Source organism: Capnocytophaga sp. oral taxon 335 str. F0486, assembly GCF_000277665.1.
GTDB classification, from domain to species: domain Bacteria; phylum Bacteroidota; class Bacteroidia; order Flavobacteriales; family Flavobacteriaceae; genus Capnocytophaga; species Capnocytophaga ochracea.
In genome coordinates this window covers 157,849-178,925 of record NZ_AKFR01000015.1, presented here as the reverse complement: position 1 = coordinate 178,925, position 21,077 = coordinate 157,849, and the positions used below count along the sequence as shown (strand labels likewise).

The 21,077-nt window shown below is 41.4% G+C and carries 20 protein-coding genes and 1 pseudogene; 12 read left to right on the top strand and 9 right to left on the bottom strand.

Annotated features, from left to right (window positions below):
* Positions 1-294 precede the first annotated feature (294 nt).
* The 10 genes and pseudogenes from HMPREF1320_RS11645 (at position 295) to HMPREF1320_RS03410 (ending at position 9,638) form a co-directional block, all read left to right on the top strand.
* Positions 295-446: pseudogene (locus tag HMPREF1320_RS11645) on the top strand (glycine cleavage system protein T).
* A gap of 542 nt (positions 447-988) precedes the next feature.
* A complete protein-coding gene (locus tag HMPREF1320_RS03450) occupies positions 989-1,465 on the top strand; it encodes a hypothetical protein (RefSeq protein ID WP_009751603.1) in 477 nt (158 codons plus the stop codon).
* Positions 1,466-1,501: 36 nt separating this feature from the next.
* Entirely contained in the window at positions 1,502-3,373 is a 1,872-nt protein-coding gene (gene mnmG, locus HMPREF1320_RS03445; RefSeq protein WP_009417390.1) for a tRNA uridine-5-carboxymethylaminomethyl(34) synthesis enzyme MnmG, read from the top strand.
* A 225-nt stretch (positions 3,374-3,598) separates the two neighbouring features.
* A complete protein-coding gene (locus tag HMPREF1320_RS03440) occupies positions 3,599-3,841 on the top strand; it encodes a ferrous iron transport protein A (protein WP_009751591.1) in 243 nt (80 codons plus the stop codon).
* 40 nt (positions 3,842-3,881) lie between these two features.
* Entirely contained in the window at positions 3,882-5,879 is a 1,998-nt protein-coding gene (gene feoB, locus HMPREF1320_RS03435; RefSeq protein ID WP_198006256.1) for a ferrous iron transport protein B, read from the top strand.
* A 71-nt stretch (positions 5,880-5,950) separates the two neighbouring features.
* Complete coding sequence (locus HMPREF1320_RS03430) at positions 5,951-6,706, top strand: patatin-like phospholipase family protein (RefSeq protein WP_009417408.1); 756 nt, start codon at positions 5,951-5,953, stop codon at positions 6,704-6,706.
* 47 nt (positions 6,707-6,753) lie between these two features.
* The gene (locus HMPREF1320_RS03425; RefSeq protein WP_009751497.1) at positions 6,754-7,353 is read left to right on the top strand and encodes a MotA/TolQ/ExbB proton channel family protein; all 600 of its coding nucleotides are present in this window, start codon (positions 6,754-6,756) and stop codon (positions 7,351-7,353) included.
* A complete protein-coding gene (locus tag HMPREF1320_RS03420; RefSeq protein ID WP_002674860.1) occupies positions 7,350-7,697 on the top strand; it encodes a DUF2149 domain-containing protein in 348 nt (115 codons plus the stop codon). Before HMPREF1320_RS03425 ends, HMPREF1320_RS03420 begins: the two co-directional genes overlap by 4 nt.
* Positions 7,698-7,727: 30 nt before the next feature.
* Positions 7,728-8,894 (top strand): serine hydrolase domain-containing protein, encoded by a 1,167-nt coding sequence (locus HMPREF1320_RS03415; protein WP_009751520.1) that lies wholly within the window; start codon positions 7,728-7,730, stop codon positions 8,892-8,894.
* A 24-nt stretch (positions 8,895-8,918) separates the two neighbouring features.
* Entirely contained in the window at positions 8,919-9,638 is a 720-nt protein-coding gene (locus HMPREF1320_RS03410; protein WP_009419085.1) for a 3'-5' exonuclease, read from the top strand.
* Between the two features lie 9 nt (positions 9,639-9,647).
* On the opposite strand, the gene tsaB is transcribed toward HMPREF1320_RS03410, so the two are convergent.
* From tsaB to HMPREF1320_RS03375, 7 genes are all read right to left on the bottom strand, one after another.
* Positions 9,648-10,283, bottom strand: a complete 636-nt coding sequence (tsaB, locus tag HMPREF1320_RS03405) for a tRNA (adenosine(37)-N6)-threonylcarbamoyltransferase complex dimerization subunit type 1 TsaB (protein WP_009410830.1) — start codon at positions 10,281-10,283, stop codon at positions 9,648-9,650.
* Between the two features lie 68 nt (positions 10,284-10,351).
* Positions 10,352-11,029 carry a 16S rRNA (cytidine(1402)-2'-O)-methyltransferase gene (rsmI, locus tag HMPREF1320_RS03400; RefSeq protein WP_009751602.1) on the bottom strand — a complete coding sequence of 226 codons (678 nt, stop codon included), beginning with the start codon at positions 11,027-11,029 and terminating at the stop codon, positions 10,352-10,354.
* A complete protein-coding gene (locus HMPREF1320_RS03395; protein ID WP_009751537.1) occupies positions 11,029-11,901 on the bottom strand; it encodes a hypothetical protein in 873 nt (290 codons plus the stop codon). The genes rsmI and HMPREF1320_RS03395 overlap by 1 nt, the downstream gene beginning before the upstream one ends.
* 118 nt (positions 11,902-12,019) lie before the next feature.
* Positions 12,020-12,910, bottom strand: coding sequence for a fructose bisphosphate aldolase (locus tag HMPREF1320_RS03390; RefSeq protein WP_009751494.1), 891 nt, complete (start codon positions 12,908-12,910; stop codon positions 12,020-12,022).
* A gap of 919 nt (positions 12,911-13,829) precedes the next feature.
* The gene (locus tag HMPREF1320_RS03385; protein ID WP_009751586.1) at positions 13,830-14,378 is read right to left on the bottom strand and encodes an AAA family ATPase; all 549 of its coding nucleotides are present in this window, start codon (positions 14,376-14,378) and stop codon (positions 13,830-13,832) included.
* On the bottom strand, positions 14,342-15,013 hold the full coding sequence (pnuC, locus tag HMPREF1320_RS03380) for a nicotinamide riboside transporter PnuC (RefSeq protein ID WP_009410835.1): 672 nt from the start codon (positions 15,011-15,013) through the stop codon (positions 14,342-14,344). The genes HMPREF1320_RS03385 and pnuC overlap by 37 nt, the downstream gene beginning before the upstream one ends.
* 36 nt (positions 15,014-15,049) lie before the next feature.
* Complete coding sequence (locus tag HMPREF1320_RS03375) at positions 15,050-15,310, bottom strand: thiamine-binding protein (protein ID WP_002674885.1); 261 nt, start codon at positions 15,308-15,310, stop codon at positions 15,050-15,052.
* Positions 15,311-15,563: 253 nt separating this feature from the next.
* Here HMPREF1320_RS03375 and polA point away from each other — a divergent pair, with 253 nt between their 5' ends.
* Entirely contained in the window at positions 15,564-18,362 is a 2,799-nt protein-coding gene (gene polA / locus HMPREF1320_RS03370; RefSeq protein ID WP_009751519.1) for a DNA polymerase I, read from the top strand.
* A 149-nt stretch (positions 18,363-18,511) separates the two neighbouring features.
* A complete protein-coding gene (locus HMPREF1320_RS03365; RefSeq protein ID WP_009422277.1) occupies positions 18,512-19,030 on the top strand; it encodes a class I SAM-dependent methyltransferase in 519 nt (172 codons plus the stop codon).
* A 450-nt stretch (positions 19,031-19,480) separates the two neighbouring features.
* Here the strand turns inward: HMPREF1320_RS03365 and HMPREF1320_RS03360 are convergent, their stop codons facing one another.
* Positions 19,481-20,107, bottom strand: coding sequence for an ATP-binding cassette domain-containing protein (locus tag HMPREF1320_RS03360; RefSeq protein WP_009751522.1), 627 nt, complete (start codon positions 20,105-20,107; stop codon positions 19,481-19,483).
* On the bottom strand, positions 20,088-20,996 hold the full coding sequence (locus HMPREF1320_RS03355) for a hypothetical protein (RefSeq protein WP_009751534.1): 909 nt from the start codon (positions 20,994-20,996) through the stop codon (positions 20,088-20,090). Before HMPREF1320_RS03355 ends, HMPREF1320_RS03360 begins: the two co-directional genes overlap by 20 nt.
* Between the last annotated feature and the right edge of the window lie 81 nt (positions 20,997-21,077).

The following is a 21,077-nucleotide window of genomic DNA, read 5'->3' as shown; positions in this document are numbered from 1 at the left end:
AGAATCGCCAAAAACATTGCGTTTTTTTCAGTTTTTCACATATTGCTTTGCAAAATACTTATTTTCAAGTATATAGGGACTCATAATTCGCTTTTAAGCGCTATTTATTAAACTGTAACTTTCTGTGAAATTTAACTTTATTTAACATTTTGAAATATTATTCTTTTATTGAAATTGAAGTGTTTTTAGGCTAATGAGAGTTTGAGTGATTAGTAAATTAGGTGCGAACCGCACGGGCGGGAGAAAATTAGGAAATAAGAGAATTAGAAAATTAGGAAATGAGGAAATTTGGAAATGGGTAGTGATAAAAAAGGTTTTCAATAGGTGTGAGTTGTCGGACAAATAGGACTGGTTTGAGTTATCGGAGGAAAACGAAAAATATAAAAAGTGAGTTAGGAGGATTTTTGGTGAAAAAAGGGTGTAAGGAGGGTGGGGTTAGCTTATAGAGAGCTTATAGGAAGCTTATACGAATCTTGGACGATTGGTATAGAAAGGGTATATAAAAAGTTGATTCATAATATGATACAACGAGTATAAAAATGGTAAAAACAGGGTTTCGAGGCGAAAGAAAGGGAAAAGGCAATAGGTCTTAGTCCATAGGCACTAGGGGGGAGTATGGCGGAAAAAGGAAGAAATGACGAAGGGCGAGGGGCGAATAACGAGGGACAAATGATGAATCACGAGGGACGAATCACGGAGGTAATGTGAGGTCATAGCGCGATAGACAAATGAAAAATTAGTAGATTAGCAAATTTGGGAGAGGCTAAAAAGGGAGAACCAAAGACAAAGAGGGTTATATTAACTTTACTAAGTTTGAAACTTTGGCAAAGTGTAGAGACACAAAAGAGGAGGTAGGAAGGAGAAGAGGTGTATGTGAAACGGTTGTAAAATGATATTTAGAAAGAGAAAAAATGTTATTTTTTGCGTATCATTTTTTAGTTATGATTTTATTTTGTACCTTTGCACACTTAAAAGAGTTTGAATTGTTATGCCAAGAATCTATTACAGAGAGAGGAAACTACACGGTCACCCATTAAGGAACGAGGTGATTACCGTTGATTTATTCAATAAAATCATACAACTCAGTGCTTTCATTCCCGAAGATGCCTTGCAGATTTTTGAGCTTCCTCAGAAAACATCGCCGTTGGCTTTTTGGAACAACACCAAAGGTTTTAAGTATGCTGTAGTGTGGAATACCGAAAAACCTCACACTACCTATGAATATGGAGATTTTTATCTACCGAAATCTATTGTGTTCTTTGATGAAAAAGACTCTTATTTTCCTTCTGATTATTATTTTATTGTAAATATAGACAACCAATTGGAACTGAGTCATAGTAGGGCAGGTGCTGATACCGCTTGGTATGAACAACCTCAGTTACGCAGTAAAGTAACTAATCCTAAACTCATCAAACGCTTCGAAAAGAGTATCAAAGAACTGTATAAACTTCTAAAGAAAAATTAGCAAATTAGCAGATTAGCACATTTGCAAATTAGACAAATGTTTACAACTGAATATGATGTGATAGTAGTGGGCGGAGGACACGCAGGTGCTGAAGCTGCCGCTGCGGCTGCCAATATGGGAGCCAGCACACTACTGATTACTATGAACTTACAACATATCGCCCAAATGAGCTGTAACCCTGCTGTAGGAGGTATTGCCAAAGGGCAGATAGTACGCGAAATAGATGCCTTGGGGGGCTATATGGGGATTATCACTGATAAAACCGCTATTCAATTTAAAATGCTCAACCAATCGAAGGGGCCTGCTATGTGGAGTCCGCGTGCACAATCTGACCGTATGCGTTTTTCGGAAGCGTGGCGATTACAGTTGGAAAGTCTGCCTACACTTGATTTCTTTCAAGGAATGGTAAACGACCTTCTGATTGAGAAAGACAAGGTAGTAGGAGTACGCACTTCGTTGGGGATTACTATCAAAGCGAAGAGTGTAGTGCTCACCAATGGTACTTTCTTGAACGGAGTGATGCACATAGGGCTGAAACAGTTTGGCGGAGGGCGTGCAGGTGAACCCGCAGCATACGGCATCACCGAGTGCCTCGTACAACACGGTTTTGAGGCGGGACGTATGAAGACAGGTACGCCTCCACGTGTAGATGCACGTTCGCTTGATTTCAGTAAGATGATTCCTCAACCGGGCGATGAGCATCCGCAAAAGTTTTCTTTCTCTGCTGAAACACAGCCACTCGCAGTGCAAAAAGACTGCTATATGACGTACACCAGTGAGCGCGTACATAATATATTGCGCACGGGCTTCGACCGTTCGCCTATGTTTCAGGGCATTATCCACGGGGTAGGACCGCGCTATTGCCCTTCGATAGAAGATAAAATAAATCGTTTTGCCGACAAAGACCATCATCAGCTGTTTGTAGAGCCCGAAGGCTGGCATACCGTAGAGATGTACGTGAACGGCTTTTCGACTTCTTTGCCCGAAGAGGTGCAATACGCTGCCCTGAGTCAGGTAGCAGGTTTTGAGAAGGTGAAGTTTTTCCGTCCAGGATATGCGATAGAGTACGACTATTTCCCGCCTACCCAGCTGAAACATACCCTTGAAACAAAACTCATAGAAAACTTGTTCTTTGCAGGGCAAATCAACGGAACTACGGGCTATGAAGAAGCCGCTGCACAAGGACTAATGGCAGGCGTGAATGCGGTGCTGAAAATACACGAGCGAGCTCCTTTTGTACTGAAACGCGATGAGGCTTATATAGGAGTTTTGATTGATGACCTCATCACCAAAGGCACCGAAGAGCCTTATCGTATGTTTACCTCACGTGCTGAATACCGCACCCTCTTGCGACAGGATAATGCTGACAGACGATTGACTCCGTTAGGGTATGAAATAGGTACTGTAAGTGAAGCGCGCTATCGTGCGTGGGAAGCCAAAGAACGCAAGGTGAGTGGATTTATCACTTATATAAAGGAATTGAGTGTTACCCCCGAAGAGGTAAACCCTATACTCGAAAAATACGAGTCCTCACCAATGAGACAAGGCGACAAGCTCCAAAAGGTACTTTCTCGCCCAGATGTAACTCTTGCTGACTTTGAGACTATAGACCGTATTGCCGAATATATAAAGAAGAACGAACTTACCGAAGAAGAAAAAACCTGTGCGGAAGTGGAGGTGAAATACGCCGGCTATATAGAAAAAGAGCGCAATAATGCTGATAAACTCAACCGCTTGGAGAGTATGCGTATTCCCGACAACTTCGATTACGACAAGATAGTATCGCTCTCGTTTGAAGGGCGCGAAAAGCTGAAAAAGATACGTCCTGTTACTCTTTCGCAAGCCTCGCGCATCAGTGGGGTATCGCCAGCGGATATCAGTGTATTGCTGATATATATGGGAAGGTAATTGGTGTGAGGTCGTAGCACGACAGGCGGCAGAGAGCCATACAGGCTTACAAAATAAAGGAATCGAGAAGGGAAGATTAACTTAGAGCCTAAACATTTAGCGTAATGCGGTGTTTAGGCTTTTGTTTTATAGATATTATAGTTGTTATCGGCAGTTATGGTATTGTAGAATTAAAATTATTTACTACCTTTGCACTCAAAATCATTCTAAATAATAATAATCGTTATGGAAGAAGTGCGCAACCGTGCTTGTACTGTTGCCGATCTAAAAAAAGGCGAAAAAGGGCTTATACAAGATATTGATATTGCTAAAATACCTCAGAAACTCATAGATTTAGGTTGTTATGCAGGTAGTGAAGTGGAGGTGCTCCAAAAATCTACTTTTGGCGACCCTATCTATATCCGTATGAATGAGGCATATCTTTCGATTAGAAAGGATATGGCAAAAGCGATAGAATTAGCAAATTAGGTGCAAGCTGCACAAGCAATTTAATTAGCAAATTAACAAATTGGCAAATTTAAAAATCGCCCTTGTGGGCAACCCTAATACCGGTAAAAGTTCGCTCTTCAATGCATTGACGGGCTTGAACCAAAAGGTAGGCAACTACCCTGGTATTACCGTGGAAAAAAAAATAGGATACTGCAAGCTTTCCGATACCCAGCAGGCCGAAATCATAGACTTGCCGGGTGCCTATAGTCTCAACCCAAGCTCGGAAGACGAGCACGTGGCTATAAATGTGCTTACACATAGCTCTGAGCCTCATTATCCTGATGTGGTGGTAGTGGTGTGTGAGGTGAGTAACCTCAAGCAAAATCTCTTGCTCTTTACCCAAGTAAAAGACCTTGGGTTGCCTACGATACTTGTTATCAATATGGTAGACCAGATGCGCAAAAAGGGTATCAGTATTGAGGTGGAAAAATTAGCTGAGGTCTTGCAAACGAAAGTTGTGCTCACTAGTACTCGCAAAGGCGAAGGACTTACAGAACTGAAAGAAGCGATTGTAAATTATCAACAACTGTCGCTCACTCCTTGCGTAGATATCTCTCGCTTAGAGGCAATGACTTTTGGCACGTCGGAAAGTGAGCAACGACGCAAACAGCAAAAAGAAACGATACTTCGCTATCAGTTTATCAACAAAATACTGAAAGAAACATATACGGTAGACCAGCGCAAAGCACAGACGCTTCGCGCACATCTCGACCGCTTCCTTATACACCCCTTCTTTGGCTATGTGGTGTTTGCTGCGATACTCTTGCTTATCTTCCAAGCAGTATTTACTTGGTCGAGCTATCCGATGGATTGGATAGAAAACGGTTTCAATGTTTTTGGGGAATGGCTTGCTACTAAACTACCCGCTGGGGCACTTAGCGAATTACTAATAGAGGGTATCCTACCAGGAATCGCAGGTATCACAGTGTTTATCCCCCAAATAGCTGTACTCTTCACCTTGATTGCTCTATTGGAAGAAAGTGGCTATATGAGTAGGGTGGTGTTCTTGATGGACAATGTAATGCGTCGTTTTGGGCTCAGTGGCAAGAGTGTTGTTCCTCTGATTTCGGGAGCAGCTTGTGCCGTACCTGCCGTGATGATTGCCCGCAATATTGAGAATTGGAAAGAACGCCTAATCACTATACTTGTTACTCCGTTTATGACCTGTTCAGCGCGTTTGCCTGTATATCTCATCATCATTAACTTGGTAATTCCAGACGGTGATTTTTGCTGGATTAGCTATAAAGCGTGGACGTTCTTTGCGATGTACTTTTTGGGCTTTGCGGTAGCTTTGCTCTCGGCTTTCATCTTAGACAAAGTACTGAAGATGCACAAGAACAACAGTTTCTTTATCGCAGAAATTCCCGATTATAAAATTCCGCTTTTGCGCAATGTATGCCTCACTGTATACGAGAAGACCAAAGGCTTTGTAGTAGGAGCAGGGAAGTTCATTTTAGCAATTTCGATACTTTTGTGGTTCTTAGGGTCTCACGGAGTAGGAGAAAAGTACAACAGTATAGAGGCTACCGCCGAGCAGTTGGCAGAAACTCACCAATGGACAGCCGAACAGAAAGCACATTACATAGAAGCGCAAAGTCTTGAATACTCGTTTTTGGGCTACATAGGCAAGGGGATAGAGCCCGTATTTCGTCCGCTGGGCTACGATTGGAAAATCAGTATAGGGGTAGTAGCCTCGTTTGCAGCGCGAGAGGTGTTCATTAGTACTCTATCAACGGTTTATAGTTTAGGAAAAGATTTGGATACCGAAGGTGAAGAGGGTGAACGTACTATCTTGGCAAAAATGCGCGCTGAAGTACGTCCTGATGGTACGCCTGTATACACACTCGGCACCGGTATTTCGCTCTTGCTCTATTACGCTTTTGCAATGCAGTGCCTGAGCACTGTTGCCGTAGTGCGCAAAGAGACCAATAGCTGGAAATGGACAGCTATCCAATGGATATTTATGACGGGAATTGCCTACGTGAGTGCAATGCTGGCATTTATTTTAATTAGATAATTAGCAAATTAGCAGATTGTCCCCCGTTCCCCCGAAGGGGGACAATCTGTAAAGACGATAATCGACAAATAATGAAGTTAGGTTTAGTATTTTCAGGTGGCGGGGTGCGCGCTTTGGCACACGCTGGATTGTTAAAGGCTTTGGAAGAAAAAGGCTTGCAACCCTCAATTATTTCAGGCACCAGTGGTGGAGCACTTATCGGGGCACTCTACGCTTGTGGGGTAAAGCCCGAGGATATGGTGCATTTTTTTAAGGAAACACCTGTGTTCAAATGGTCGATGCTCACTTTTAAAAAAGTGGGATTAGTAGATAGTGCTAAATATACTAAGTTCTTTAAAAAACAATTCCAATGTCCGACTTTTGAAGACTTGCGATTGCCCTTAGTGGTAACAGCTACCAATCTGCTGAATGGTAAAGTACAGTATTTTAGCAAAGGAGAGCTCATTCAGCCCCTCATTGCCTCGTCGGCATTACCGCCTTACTTCTCACCGGTGAGAATAGGAGACAGTTTATATTGCGACGGGGGACTGCTGAACAACTTTCCCATAGAACCCCTCAAAGACCGATGCGATAGAATTATAGGGAGTTTTGTGAATCCGCTAGAAACGATTACCGAGAAGGAGCTCAGCAACTCGTTCCAGTTTATGCAACGGATTTACAACATCACTATGGATGGCAATTATAACCGCAAGTTCAAAAAATGTGACCACTTGCTATTACATAATCTCAGCAATGTAGGCGTACTCGATACTAAAATGCTCGATCACGCCTTTGAATATGGATACGAACAAACAATTACTAAATTAGCTAATTTGTCAGTTAGCTAATGAGTAGGGGCAACATTGACAAATTGGTAAATTAAGACATTAACTTTATGAGTGAAATTTCTAAAATTCTATTCTTGGTATCGGATAGTTTACTGATACCCGACATTATCGTACTCTTGGTACTTTTTGTGCGCGCTTTATTATTGGTAGGTAGTTTCTACAACCGCTTCATCACTAAATACAAAAACGACAAACAGCTGAATGAAGCTATCAGGACGCTCACACCCGAAAGCGCAGAACAACTTAAAGCCCTATTGCCCGCACGCGATAACGCTCTTTACACTCAATACTTGCGTGATATTCTTAGCCATATACCCGACGAGGCATATTACGACTATATGATTTCTAACTTCGAGAATGAAGGCGAAAAAGACATAGCCACCTCTAAGCTATTGGCGAAAGTAGGTCCCGTTTTGGGGCTCATCGGTACGCTTATTGCTATGAGCCCGGCGCTTACAGGGCTCTCCACCGGAGACATTTCTAAGATGGCGAGTAATATGCAAGTGGTATTTGCCACCACCGTTGTAGGCTTAGTGATTAGTTTAGTAGGGTTGGTAACTTTGCAGTTCAAACAACGCTGGTATAGCAAAGAAATCAACAACCTTGAGTACGTAAGTAGAATATTAACTCAACCCGCAAGACAATGAAGACAAACCGACGCATATCCCGACTCAAAGACGATGATGCCGACCCGCTAAGTGTAGTGGTAAACCTCTTTGACGTGGCAATGGTCTTTGCCGTTGCCTTAATGGTATCGATGGTGATGAACCTAAATATGGCCGATTTCTTTTCGGGTGAAGATTTTACCATTGTAAAGAAGAAAGGTGATGATATGGAAATCCTTCGTCGTGAAGGACAGAAAATCACTAAATATAAAACAGTAGAAGGTGCAACCCCCGATGCTTCTACCACTCAGAAAAAAGGTAAACGCCTCGGGGTAATGTACGAAACCGAAAATGGCGAAACTATATTATTACCTGATGAAGAATAAACATAAATAAACCCTATTAAAAAATTAAATATGAAAAAGTTTCTCATTAATTTCGTTGTTGTACTGCTACTACTCATTGGTACCCTTTACGTGGCGGGCTATGGTTATATTCTCAAAGCAGTAGTGGTGGTCTACGGCACGGGGCATACTACTACTTTCCTTGATGATTATACCTATTTTGACAATCGTACAATTGCTAAAAGTCCTACTCCTCAGCCTTGGCCACTTTCAGCGGATTACAACAAAATACCCGAAACCCCCGAACTACAAAATGCTCATAAAAAATACGGAACGGTAGCTTTTCTTATCATCAAAGGTGATAGTATATGGCACGAACAGTATTTTGAAGGCTATAATACTGAGAGCAAGAGTAATTCGTTTTCTATGGCAAAAAGCTATGTGTCGGCGCTCTTGGGTAAGGCTATTGCCGATGGTTATATCAAGAGTCTCGACCAAAAAGTAAGCGATTTCTTCCCTGAGTACAAAAAAGGCTTCGGAGCCCAGCTTACGGTAGGCGACCTGTCGTCTATGGCATCAGGGCTTGACTGGGACGAGGCGTATTACAATCCGTTTTCTATTACAACTCGTGCTTATTTTGATAAACATTTTAGAGAAAAGATGCTCCAACTGAGGATTGTTTCTCCTCCTGGGAAAGCCTATAAATACCTCAGTGGAAATACTTTCCTTTTGGGAATGGTATTGGAGAAAGCTACAAAGAAGACCCTTACTCAGTATCTCACCGAGAGCTTATGGCAACCGATGGGTTGTGAGAGCGATGCTCTTTGGCAATTAGATAGTAAAGAAAGCGGACTCGAAAAAGCGTATTGTTGTATTGCTTCGAATGCACGTGATTTTGCCCGCCTCGGGAAACTCTATCGAGATAATGGTAAGTGGAATGGCAAACAGCTATTAGACTCTACTTTTGTGGCGACTTCCGTACAACCGCGCTTTGCCGAGAGTCCAGAATACGGCTATGGTTGGTGGCTATTAGACTATAAAGATACCCATTTCTTTATGATGCGCGGACATTTGGGACAATACGTAATTGTAAATCCTACTGATAAAGTCATCATTGTGCGTTTAGGACATCGCACTGCTGATACCTCTCCTGAAGGCAGTAAGTTTACACAAGACATTTATGATTATATAGATGAGGCATATAAGGTGTTAGAGGGTAGTAGAGTTATGAGACTTTAAATTAATAGTTGAATTTCAGTAAAAATGCTTAACAAGATTAATCTTGAAGATATTCTCTTCTTAGACATAGAAACGGTACCACTCTATGAACAACACGCTGAGCTTTCGGCTTTAGAACAGGAACTGTGGGAGGAAAAGACACGTTATCAGCGGAAAGATGAGTTTACTGCTGAAGAATTTTACGACCGTGCAGGTATTTGGGCGGAGTTTGGTAAGATTGTATGTATATCAGTAGGCTACTTTTCTTTTCGGTATCAGCAACGCACTTTTAGGGTTACCTCGTTTGTGGGAGAGGAAGAAGTGTTGTTAAAAGATTTTGTACGTTTGGTAGAAGAACACTTTTCACGCGCTAATAAATTGTTTTGTGCTCATAACGGCAAAGAGTTTGACTTTCCTTACCTTTCGCGACGTATGATTATCAATGGTATTCCTATTCCTCAAAAACTACAGCTCTTTGGTAAGAAACCTTGGGAAATTCCGCATCTCGATACCCTTGAACTATGGAAATTTGGTGATTATAAACACTTCACTTCGCTGAAGCTCTTGGCTCATATTTTGGGCATTCCTTCGCCTAAAGACGATATTAATGGTAGTGAAGTGCGTGATGTGTTCTACAATGAAGGCGATGTAGACCGCATTGCTACTTATTGTGAAAAAGATACTATTACAGTAGCCCAAATACTACTACGTTTCCGCAACGAAGAGCTTCTAACCGATGATGAAATCCTAATTGTAGGGCATTAACTTTTACTTCTATTTTAAATACTGAGGTTCAAAATAAGCAATATCTTCAAAGTCTTGTTTTGTATATTTTTCTATAGCAAACGGAAGCATATCTTTTGCCTCAGGGAAGGCATTGGGTATAAATACAGCATTAGGATGCTTACAGATAGTAGCAAACTTCGTACTGCCATCACCTAAAAAAGTTACTTTACCCCTATTTAGTTCTTCTTGATAACTATGCTCATCGAGGATTTTAGCTTCAGTGGGACTCACAAACTGATAAGCACTATTAAACACAGCACTATACACCTCCATACGGCGAGCATCGAGCATAGGGATAATACAATTGCCCTGAGCTTGGTGAGCGAGGATTTGCAAGGTGGGAATAGCAATTAAGGGTTTCTCCAAAGCAAAGCAAAGACCCTTGGCAGTAGCAATACCAATGCGCAAACCTGTATAAGAGCCTGCGCCAGCACTTACCGCTATAGCATCAACCGCAGAAAGGGGCAAGGAGGCTTGTTGCATTACGTCTTCAATAAAGAGATGTAAGTTTTCGGAATGAGTAAACTTACCTGCATTCTCAGATTTTTCTGCAAGAATATGATTGTCTTTTGATAGGGCTACCGAGCAGTTGAGCCCTGAAGTTTCTATGTGAAGGATAATCATTTTGTTGTATTTTTCAACTTAGCCAAAGTTTTAAACTTTGGCTAAGTTTGTGATGCAAAAGCGACTGTTTATTTTTCACTTTTCCCAGAGACAATAAGAACTATTTCTCCTTTGATATTTTTGTCTTTATAGTGGTCAAACAGTTGTTGGAGCGTGCCACGTTGGGTTTCTTCGTGCAGTTTAGTGAGCTCACGTGAGAGACTCGCAGGACGGTCGGTACCGAAAGTGGTAATAAAGCCAGTGAGGGTTTTGAGCAATTTATGCGGGGAGATGTAGAAAATCATCGTTTTGGTTTCAGTTGTGAGCTGAGAGAGGCGCGTTTGTCGTCCTTTTTTATCGGGAAGGAAGCCTTCGAAGGTAAAACGGTCGTTAGGCAAACCACTGTTTACCAAGGCAGGCACAAAGGCTGTAGCTCCTGGTAAGCATTCTACATCTACTCCCTCAGTAAGGCAAGCACGTGTAAGCAAGAAGCCGGGATCGGAAATGGCGGGAGTTCCTGCATCGGTGATGAGTGCTATGGTAGTACCCCCTTTGATGCGCTGTACCCAGCCATCTACCACTTTGTGCTCGTTGAACAGGTGGTAACTTTGCATAGGGGTATGGATATCGTAGTGTTTGAGAAGTTTACTACTGGTGCGCGTATCTTCGGCTAAGATAATATCAACCTCTTTGAGCAAACGAAGCGCCCGCAAAGTTATATCCTCGAGATTACCTATGGGGGTAGGAATGAGATAGAGTTTGCTCATTACACTTCAAAGCGTTTGAGGAGGAGAGAAAGGAAGCGTTCTTCGTATTCCTCTTTGTCTTTCCAATAGTTGTAAGTAGGTTTTATTTCTTGTTCTAAGTATAAAACAGCATCTTGCATTGTATTGAGTTCTCCGATATGTTTTACAACTTTGTTATATTCGCTTTCACTACCAAGGAAGAGTTTTTGTACAAAAGCCAATTTATCATTCAAACCGATTTGAGCATTTTTACCTAACTTATCGTTAAGAGATTGTACGGGTTTTATATTCTCATCAGTTTCTTTTCTATCGAATACTGTGTTCTTAGACTGAGAGATAAACTCTTCTAAGGAAGGGGATTGCTTTAAGATGCGTTGTTCATCGGTGTACTGAGGTTGCTCAATAAACTGTTCGGGCTGTGTTACTTGCTGAGGTTGCTCGATAGCAAAATCTATTTGAGATGTTTCTACTCTTTTGGGTTGTTCCACAGGTACTGCCCATTCAGGTTCGGGCTGATGTACTTCTACTTGGGGTTGCGCTATTTTTGCAGTTTGTTTTTGAACGGGTTTTGGTTCCATTGCTACAAACGAAGCTTTTTCTTTTGTTTGTCCTTTAGGAGCAATAGGGTGCACTTCGGTAGCTTCTACGTTGATGTCGAAAATATCTTTTTCTTGATTTTCATCAATGAAATTAGATACTTTTTTCATCATTGAGTTTTTTCGGTTTTCATTAGCGCCTAAGTCTTGATAATATTTATCAACGAAACTCAATATAGTGATTTTTTCAGCTAATTTATGAGCCTGTCTATTGAGTTCTATGAGGTTAAGTTTCCCTTGTTTAGCAATAATTTCGGTAGCGAGAGCTACTAAACTTTGTTCTAATTCTTCTTTCATAGATTGCTATTCTTTAGTTAAGATGTGGCAAAGATATAAAATATTTTTGAATAATAAAGAAATAACAAAAAAACAGACTGCCCCAGAAAATCTTTTTGGAGCAGTCTGTTTTTTTAGATTACTTAATTGAAGCTTCGTAAATACCTTCGATAGTGTGAGTTAAAGTATCGTTGAACTGAGCATCGGTTTGCTGAGCTGAGAGTCCTTCGGTAAGTGCTCTTGAGAAACTGGCGATTACGCCTTTGTTTTCGGCGAGGATATCATTAGCTTTCTCTCTTGGGTAACCTCCTGAAAGGGCGACTACACGCACTACACGAGGGTGCTTGGTGAACTCTTTGTAGAGATTGTTAATAGTTGGCAAAGAGAGTTTGAGCATCACGTTAAAAGTCTCGGGGAGAGCATCGAGGTGTTTTCTTATCTCGTCGCGTAAGATAGCTTCGGCAGGTGATTTATCGAGGATATTGATGTCTACTTCGGGCTCTATAATAGGCACGAGTCCTGCTTTTACGATTTGTTTGGCTATCTCAAACTGTTGTTTTACCACTCGTGCAATACCGTCAGGAGAGGCTTTTTTAATGACTGAACGCATTTTGGTGCCGAAGATATGACGCTCATTGGCACGCTCTAAGAGCTCTGTAAGACCGTTTATAGGTTTCATCAGTTGAACACCATCGGCGTCTAAGCTTTCTAAGCCTTTATCGACTTTTAGGAAGGGGACTATGTGTTTTTCTTCCCAGAGATAATCGGCGGTGTATTTACCGTCGATTTTTCTATCCATTGTCTGTTCGAAAAGGATAGCACCGATAATTTTATGGCTGTTAAAAGCGGGGCTTTTGATGATGCGGGTACGCATTTGGTGAATGAGGTCAAACATTTGGTCTTCATTGCTATATTGGTCTTCATTCACACCGTAAAGTTTAAGGGCTTTTGGGGTACTACCGCCACTTTGGTCGAGGGCTGCGATAAAGCCCTTGCCATCTTTCATTTGTTTGAGTTGTTCTTTTTTCATAGTGTGTTACTGTTTAAAAGATAGTACAAAGGTACGAAATATTTTTTAATTGACAAAAATTAATAATACTGGAAATGCTAATAATGCGAGCTACACGGCGGGGAAAAATTAGAAAATTAGCAAATTAGGAAATGAGAGAATGAGAGAATGAGGAAATTTGGAAATGAGAAAATGGAGTGTTAGGTTGTATTAGAGAAATGAGGCTGTGCCTCAGAAATTAAACAAATTTTAAACAAAATCAAGGCTACGCCTTGTAAACCAGCGGAGGTATTGTCAGTTTATTCAACTTTGCCAAAGTTTGAGATGAAAAAACGATGTGTTTGGACTGGTTAGGGGTTTCGGAAGGAAACGAAGAAGTTCGGAAGAGGGGAGGGAGGGTTTTTGATGAAAAAAGGCTTTGAGAAGGGTGGGGTTAGCTTATAGAGAGCTTATAGGAAGCTTATACGAATCTTGGACGATTGGTATAGAAAGGGTATATAAATAGTTGATTCATAGTATGATACAACGAGTGTAAAAATGGCAAAAAGAGGGTTTCGAGGCGAAAGAAAGAGAATCCTCACCCCGTCCCTCTCCCAAGGAGAGGGGGTGTAGTGACGAGTAGAGAGCGACGAAAAAAGGGGAATGTGGCGACGGGAAGGGAAAGAGATAATTAGGGAATTAGCATATTTGGAAATGAGAAAATGGGGTGGTGTGGGGTCGGAGAGGCTAAAAAGGGGAGAACCAAAGACAAAGAGGGCTATATTAACTTTGGCAAAGTTTCAAACTTTGCCAAAGTATAGTGATAATAAACATCTCTCTAACTCACTTTAAATGTGGAATGTAGTGATGAGGAAAAAGAGGAGTGTAGGGACGAAAATAGTTGTTTGGCGGGGAGGACTCGTAGGAAGGAGGTCGGATAGAGGGGGCTTGTGAGAAGATGTTATGCGGTTAGCATTTTGGTGCATTGGGCGATGCGTTCTTCTAAGGAGCCTTTTAGGATATGGTATTGTATGCCGTGAGCGTTCAGATGTTGCTCAAAAAAAGCAAATACGCTCTCGCGCTCGTGAGGTTTATCGCGGAGGTCGTCGGGTTGCCAAGGGATATCAATATAAGTGAGAAAAAGGGTGTGGTAATGATGTGTGAGGGCTGCGCGCTCTATTTGTGGGTTGCATTTGCCATAGTAAAGGTAAGAATAGAGCATTAGTTCGAGCAGACAGGTGTCGCAGAACAAATATTCATTGGCTTGCTGGACACGTTTGTTTTCGAGCGAAACTTGTCCGTGAGCGATGGGTAGGAGGTCGTCCCACGTGCAGGTGAGATGCTGAGTGTCCCACTTGTGTTGCAGGTAAGTGCGCATATACTCCTCAGCCCATACGGTTTGGAACTGCTGGGCAAGAGTACGACTAAGAGTGGTTTTGCCGGTGCACTCAGGACCTACAAAGGCGATACGCTTTATCGGGCTGTCTCGTTGCGTAAGTGTTGTTTCCATTCTCTATAGCCCATAATGGCAATAATGGTGAATAAAAAGTACTGAAAGGAGGTGAAGAGCATTCCTTTTTTGAGGTAGAGAGGTACTGAAATGAGGTCGCCGAGAATCCAAAAGACCCAGTTTTCTACTTTGCGTTTTGCCATTAGCCACATTCCTATCAAGAAAATGGAGGTGGTAAAGACATCGACATATTCGGTAGGGAGGAAGTTGTGGAATCCTAAGGAGATTCCCTGCATAGAAAAGTTGTTTTTGATGTAAGGTTTCAGGTAGTATACCGCAGTGACAAAAACCAAGCTAAAAACACCTAAAAGAGTGCAGATTTGCCAATCGCGACGGGTGGTAGCGGAAATAGTAATCACATTGTCTTGGGCGTTCTTTGCCCATAGTATCCACCCGTAGATACTCATCGCTGTATAATAGGCATTGATAAGCATATCGCCCCACAGCACGTAGTGCCATAGCAGGTATACAAATAATACCGTGCTGATGATACCCGTAGGGTATACCCATATATTTCCTTTTTTAGCCAGCCAAACACTGAGGAACCCAAAGAACACACCTATGATTTCTAAAACCACTAAATGGGTAGGGACTCCTTGATACTGACTAAAAAACCAATTGAAAAACGCTTCCATATCAGATACTCAGTTACGCTTGCTCGCTGGCTTTACTTAGAAGAAAGGTTTATACTCGTGGCGGTCGGACTTTACGATTTTCACGTACATCAGTCCACGTTCTACTAAGTCGAGGGCTTCTTCTATTTCGGTGGTGAGGACATTCATCACTTGGGTATACTCGCCATAGACTTGGGTACTGAGAGGGTTTTCTTGTACGATGAGCCCAGAGGCGCGCAGTTTCTTGATAAAGTGAATGATAGGACGCTCGTAATCGTCTTGTAACGGGCTAAAAGTAAGTTCAACAGATACTTTCATAATGGTGAATGATTAATTATTAAAGGTTAATTTATATTCGGGACAAAAGTACAAATAAAATGGGAAATTACAATTATTTTACTACCTTTGCGCAAAAATATGTATCTCTTTCAGCCAAAAGAGTAACCCCCTTTTTACCTATATTGAGTGAAGATAAAATGAACTAAAAACACCCTTCGAAAAGGGAATTAGCGAATTTAAGAGGGAGTATGCTTGATGTTTTTGGCTTAATGGAGGATAAATTATTTAATGAATGAAAAAACGGCTTTTCCTACTCGATGCTTATGCCCTTATTTTTAGGGGTTATTACGCTTTTATCAAGAACCCGCGTATCAACTCCAAAGGGTTGAACACGTCGGCTATTTTGGGCTTTATGAACTCTCTTTTAGAAGTAATTAAAAAAGAAAAGCCCGACCACCTTGCTGTGGCTTTCGACAAGGGAGGAAGTGTGGAGCGCACGGAACTCTTTGCCGACTATAAAGCCAATCGGGAGGAAACGCCCGAAGCCATTCGGTTAGCAATCCCGTATATTCACGAAATCTTGAATGCCTTGCATATTCCTATCATCGAAAAAGAGGGTTATGAGGCTGACGATATCATCGGGACACTCTCTAAGCAAGCAGAAAAGCAGAACTACCAAGTGTATATGGTAACGCCCGATAAGGACTATGCACAACTTGTGAGTGATAATATCTTTATATACCGACCTTCGCGCGGAGGTAACGATGTGGAGATTTGGGGCGTAAAAGAAGTACAAGAGAAATTTGAGGTACAAAATCCTTTGCAGGTAATAGACTTCCTCGGAATGATGGGGGATGCGGTAGACAATATACCGGGGCTCCCAGGAGTGGGCGAGAAGACTGCTAAAAAGCTACTTGCCGACTTTGGCTCTATGGAAAACCTTCTCGCCCATACTGACCAGCTGAAAGGCAAACTGCGCGAGAATATAGAGAGCAACAAGGAAAAAGGAATCCTCTCAAAACAGTTGGCTACCATTATGCTGGACGTGCCTGTAACGTTTGATGAAGAAGACTTTGCGATGTCCGAACCCGATTTTGAAGCGGTAGGGAGGATATTTGAAGAGTTAGAATTTCGTCAGTTATTGCAGAACTTTCTCAGAACGTATCAGCCCCAGATGCCAACAACACCCCCGCCACTTACAGGAAATAAGCCCACAGAGGGACAGTTAAGTCTCTTTACGCAAGGCGACCTATTTGCCCAACCGCAGGTAATGAGCGAGAAGAAGAACAGCACTAATACACCTCACTTCTACCAATTAGCCGATACCCCAATGGCGCAACAACTGCTCTTGCAGAATTTATTGCAACAAACCGAAGTGTGTTTTGATACCGAAACGACCAGTGTGAACGCCCTGGAAGCCGAATTGGTAGGGATTTCCTTCTGCTGGTCGGCTCACAAAGGTTATTACGTACCTTTCCCTACTGATAAAGCAGAAGCAACAAAACTGCTTGAAACTTTCCGTCCGTTCTTTGAAAATGAGCGTATTGGTAAGGTAGGTCAGAATTTGAAATACGACCTTAAAGTATTGCAAAACTACAACATTGAGGTGCGAGGCGCACTCTTCGATACGATGATAGCCCACTATCTGCTGAATCCAGATATGCGCCACAATATGGATATCCTCAGTGAAACCTATCTGAACTATACCCCTATTACTATTGAGAGTTTGATAGGTAAAGGTAAGGCACAACGCTCTATGCGTACCGTTCCACTCGACCAAGTGAAGGAATACGCCGTGGAAGATGCTGATGTTACGTGGCAACTCAAAAACGTATTTAAGGAGGAAATGCCCAAAGTGAACGCCGAGAAAATCTATACTGATTTGGAAGCGCCTTTGATAAAAGTGTTAGCCGCTATGGAACGCGAAGGAGTGAACCTCGATGTACCCTTCTTAAAAGAATACGCTAAGACCTTAGATGCCGATATTGCACAACTCGAAGCCACTATAGCCGAGCAGGCAGGGGAGAGCTTCAATTTGGCTTCGCCGAAACAGCTAGGTGATATTCTTTTTGAAAAACTGAAAATTGACAGCAAACCTAAAAAGACGAAAACAGGTCAGTATGCCACTTCCGAAGAAGTATTAGCTCCCTTTGCTTCTAAGCATAAGATAGTAGCCGATATACTTGAATGGCGACAAGTGCAGAAGCTGAAATCTACTTATGTAGATGCCTTGCCTTTGGAGGTGAACAAACTCACCGGTCGTGTACACACTACCTATATGCAAACGGTAGCTGCGACGGGTAGATTGAGCAGTAATAATCCTAACTTGCAGAATATTCCTATCCGCACTCCTCGCGGTCAGCAGGTGCGCAAGGCGTTCATCGCACGCAATCCTGATTATGTGCTTCTCTCTGCCGACTATTCGCAAATAGAGCTTCGCATCATCGCTGCCCTCAGCGAAGAACACAATATGATTGAGTCATTCCTCCGCAATGAGGATATTCACCGTTCCACAGCTGCCAAAGTGTTCCACGTGCCTTTGGAAGAGGTAACTCGCGAACAGCGCAGTCACGCCAAGACAGTGAACTTTGGGATTATCTATGGTGTATCGGCATTTGGTCTCTCGGCTCAAACCAATTTGAGTCGTTCAGAGAGCAAGGAATTGATAGATACTTATTACGCTACGTATCCCAACCTGCGAAACTATATCAGTAAGCAAATACAATTTGCTCAAGAACACGGCTATGTAGAGACCGTATTAGGAAGGCGTCGCTATCTACCCGATATTCACTCTCGTAACCAAGTAGTGCGCGGAGCAGCTGAGCGCAATGCCGTGAATGCTCCGATACAGGGCTCGGCTGCGGATATCATCAAAATTGCGATGATACGCATACAGCAAGAGTTGATTCGCCAACAACTTCAAACCCGTATGCTGTTGCAAGTACACGATGAGTTAGTGTTCGACGTGCCTAAAACAGAGCTCAATACCGTTAAGCCTCTCATTAAAGAAGCGATGGAGAGCGCTTTTACTCTTGCTGTTCCGCTTGTAGCAGACTTAGGGGTAGGGGATAACTGGCTCGATGCACACTAGAATCAGGTAAGAGGTAAGAGGTAAAAGGTAAAGCCAGCGAGGGCTCACAGCTGGGTATGTGAATAAAAGGTAAAAGATGAGGCGACGCAAACTTTGGTAAAGGTTGTGGCTCAAAAGAGTCATCTCCTTGTTAATTGTCAATGTAAATTATGTACAAGATATTTCCTAAAAAACGCTATCAAAAAACTTTGAGTATTCTCAAACAATATACCCCTCAGGGTAGCACTATCCTCGATGTGGGGGTGGAGAATCCTTTTTCGGCAGTAATGCAACAAGAAGGCTATACTGTGCTCAACACTACGGGGCAGGATTTGGATTTTGAATCACACACCCTACAAGCCTTTAAGGCTGATTTTACAGTAGCTTTGGAAATTTTAGAGCACTTGGTAAACCCTTTGGCAGTTTTGCAGAATCTCCCTACTAAAAGGGTACTCATTACTGTGCCCTTGCGCCTTTGGTTTGCCAAAGCCTACCGCAATACGTCTGACCCTCGCGACTGTCATTATCACGAGTTTGAAGATTGGCAATTGGATATGCTGGTAGAGAAAGCGGGTTTTCGTATTATTTATAGAGAGAAATGGACGCACCCTGTGAAGAAGTTAGGTTTACGTCCGTTATTGCGATATTTTACGAATAGATACTATGCCGTGGTTGCAGAGAGAAAATAATAGTTCAATCTGCCTTCGGGAGAGAAATTAAACAAATTGCAACAAATCAAACAAATTGTAGCAAGCAACCTAAAAGTCTCTCACAGATCTCACGGATTACACGGATTTAGCACAGATGATTCTTTTGTAAAACATCATTGTTCCACGGATTGCTCAGCTTTAGCTGAGGAATTTTACGGAACAATAATGAAAAAGCAATTGTAAATCAATATTGTATATATCGAACTGACGTTAAATTATATTAGGATTGAACCAGTCGTCGGTACGGTCGAAGAGGAGTTGCCAAAGGGTACGATTGGTAAGATAGAAGCGAGCTGTAAAGCTCATTCCTTTACCTATATTACCACGATAGCCATTTTTCAGTTGTAAATAACCTTTGTTGATTCCACAGCGTATTTTAAATAAACCTTCGGGTGTTTCATTATAAATAATTTTTAGCCTAAAAAAGTTTTATAAACTTAAAAATTCTTCAATTTTATTGAGATTTGAGGGTAAAAAAATTTGTGTATTTCCCTCGTGTAATAAGTATATTTCTTTGCAATCGGATAAGGTTTCTAAAATATGAGAGGCGAATAGTACGATATGAGTCTCTGATAGTTTTTTTAGCAATTTTTTGATTTGAAGTACCGAAGTAATATCTAAACCGCTAAAAGGTTCATCAAATATGTAGAGGGTGTAGGGCTTTTGTAATACGGCATTGAAATACACTTTTTTTCGCATTCCTGTGGAAAGCTCTTTGATGAGTAGATTTTTATTTACTTCAAAAGGCATTGTGTTTTGTGGTTTTATATCCAGTAGCAAGCTGTAAAACTTATAAAACTCTTCTACGGTAAGGTGCTCGTATAAATAAGGTTCGGTAGGGAGAAAACCGATTTGTTGAGGCATTAAAGGTTGTTGCTGATAGCTTACTTCTCCTTTGAAAGATGTTAAACTACACAAACATTTGAAAAAAGTAGTTTTTCCTGCACCATTTTTACCTACTACCCCATAGAGTCCGTTTTGAGGAATAGAAAGTTGTATGTTTTTGAGAATTAGTTTGCCAGAATAACTTTTTTCTTTAATGAGAATGTTGAGCATATTGCTGTCTTTTTATGGTTTGTAGAGCTAAATGACAAAAATAAGGTATTGCTATCACTGGAATGATATAAATAACACCTATACTTACGGCTAACAAAGCAAAAGTTTGCCATAAAGAATTGTTCCAAAAGGCGTATTTGGTAAGAACTCCTAAGGTAGGAACACTGATATACAAAGGTAAGACTTCTGTATATTGCCAGTGAAAACAAATGATGTAAGTGATGAAAACAGGTGCAAAAAGAAAGGATATATTCAATATTCCTGCTTTGAGTTGGTGTAATAAATAGTCTTTTCCTCGATAGGCTGAAACATTCATATGGGCTTTAAACTCTCTTTCGAAATAGGGAATACAACCTATGAAAGCGACAATAGCTAAGGCAAAAAGAGCTAAGTTAGGGTTTTGATAAACAGCTCCTATAATGATGAGTGCAATAGCTATAGGTACCCCTAAGATAAGTTTATACTTGCGAAATGCAATATGCCAAAAAGGGTCGGCGAGAGAGAATGGATATTTTAGGGTGAAGTTTTTCTGAGGTAAACAACCTATGAGCACAAAGGATAATGATATGGCAACCGCTGTTATAAAATCCTTTTTTAAGAGTATAAGAACGAGAAAAGGGAGGTTTTCGATTACATATTCAGTAATGATAATCGCTCTATAATGTGAATGTACTTTTAATAATGATAAATCTTTTCGATTATTATGATACATAAAACTTCCTAAGGGCAAAATCCAAAGTGCATATTGCCAACTTTCATAATGCAGATAAAGTGCATATAAGGCATAGCATAATACTCCTAACAGCAACCCAATGGTTAAGATATCTCCTTTTGGAAAGAGTTTTCGGTAATAGATGTAGGTTAGATAGAGCGAAGTGCGTAGGCACATAGTGTTTATAATTTGGCTACAAAGGTAGTGAATTATTTTTCATAAAACAAAAATAATAATGCCAATAATGCCAGAAATACT

Coding starts and splice junctions, on each gene's coding strand:
- HMPREF1320_RS03450 (WP_009751603.1), top strand. CDS start 989: ATGCCAAGAATCTATTACAGAGAGAGGAAACTACACGGTCACCCATTA.
- mnmG (WP_009417390.1), top strand. CDS start 1,502: ATGTTTACAACTGAATATGATGTGATAGTAGTGGGCGGAGGACACGCA.
- HMPREF1320_RS03440 (WP_009751591.1), top strand. CDS start 3,599: ATGGAAGAAGTGCGCAACCGTGCTTGTACTGTTGCCGATCTAAAAAAA.
- HMPREF1320_RS03430 (WP_009417408.1), top strand. CDS start 5,951: ATGAAGTTAGGTTTAGTATTTTCAGGTGGCGGGGTGCGCGCTTTGGCA.
- HMPREF1320_RS03425 (WP_009751497.1), top strand. CDS start 6,754: ATGAGTGAAATTTCTAAAATTCTATTCTTGGTATCGGATAGTTTACTG.
- HMPREF1320_RS03420 (WP_002674860.1), top strand. CDS start 7,350: ATGAAGACAAACCGACGCATATCCCGACTCAAAGACGATGATGCCGAC.
- HMPREF1320_RS03415 (WP_009751520.1), top strand. CDS start 7,728: ATGAAAAAGTTTCTCATTAATTTCGTTGTTGTACTGCTACTACTCATT.
- HMPREF1320_RS03410 (WP_009419085.1), top strand. CDS start 8,919: ATGCTTAACAAGATTAATCTTGAAGATATTCTCTTCTTAGACATAGAA.
- tsaB (WP_009410830.1), bottom strand. CDS start 10,283: ATGATTATCCTTCACATAGAAACTTCAGGGCTCAACTGCTCGGTAGCC.
- rsmI (WP_009751602.1), bottom strand. CDS start 11,029: ATGAGCAAACTCTATCTCATTCCTACCCCCATAGGTAATCTCGAGGAT.
- HMPREF1320_RS03395 (WP_009751537.1), bottom strand. CDS start 11,901: ATGAAAGAAGAATTAGAACAAAGTTTAGTAGCTCTCGCTACCGAAATT.
- HMPREF1320_RS03390 (WP_009751494.1), bottom strand. CDS start 12,910: ATGAAAAAAGAACAACTCAAACAAATGAAAGATGGCAAGGGCTTTATC.
- HMPREF1320_RS03385 (WP_009751586.1), bottom strand. CDS start 14,378: ATGGAAACAACACTTACGCAACGAGACAGCCCGATAAAGCGTATCGCC.
- pnuC (WP_009410835.1), bottom strand. CDS start 15,013: ATGGAAGCGTTTTTCAATTGGTTTTTTAGTCAGTATCAAGGAGTCCCT.
- HMPREF1320_RS03375 (WP_002674885.1), bottom strand. CDS start 15,310: ATGAAAGTATCTGTTGAACTTACTTTTAGCCCGTTACAAGACGATTAC.
- polA (WP_009751519.1), top strand. CDS start 15,564: ATGAAAAAACGGCTTTTCCTACTCGATGCTTATGCCCTTATTTTTAGG.
- HMPREF1320_RS03365 (WP_009422277.1), top strand. CDS start 18,512: ATGTACAAGATATTTCCTAAAAAACGCTATCAAAAAACTTTGAGTATT.
- HMPREF1320_RS03360 (WP_009751522.1), bottom strand. CDS start 20,107: ATGCTCAACATTCTCATTAAAGAAAAAAGTTATTCTGGCAAACTAATT.
- HMPREF1320_RS03355 (WP_009751534.1), bottom strand. CDS start 20,996: ATGTGCCTACGCACTTCGCTCTATCTAACCTACATCTATTACCGAAAA.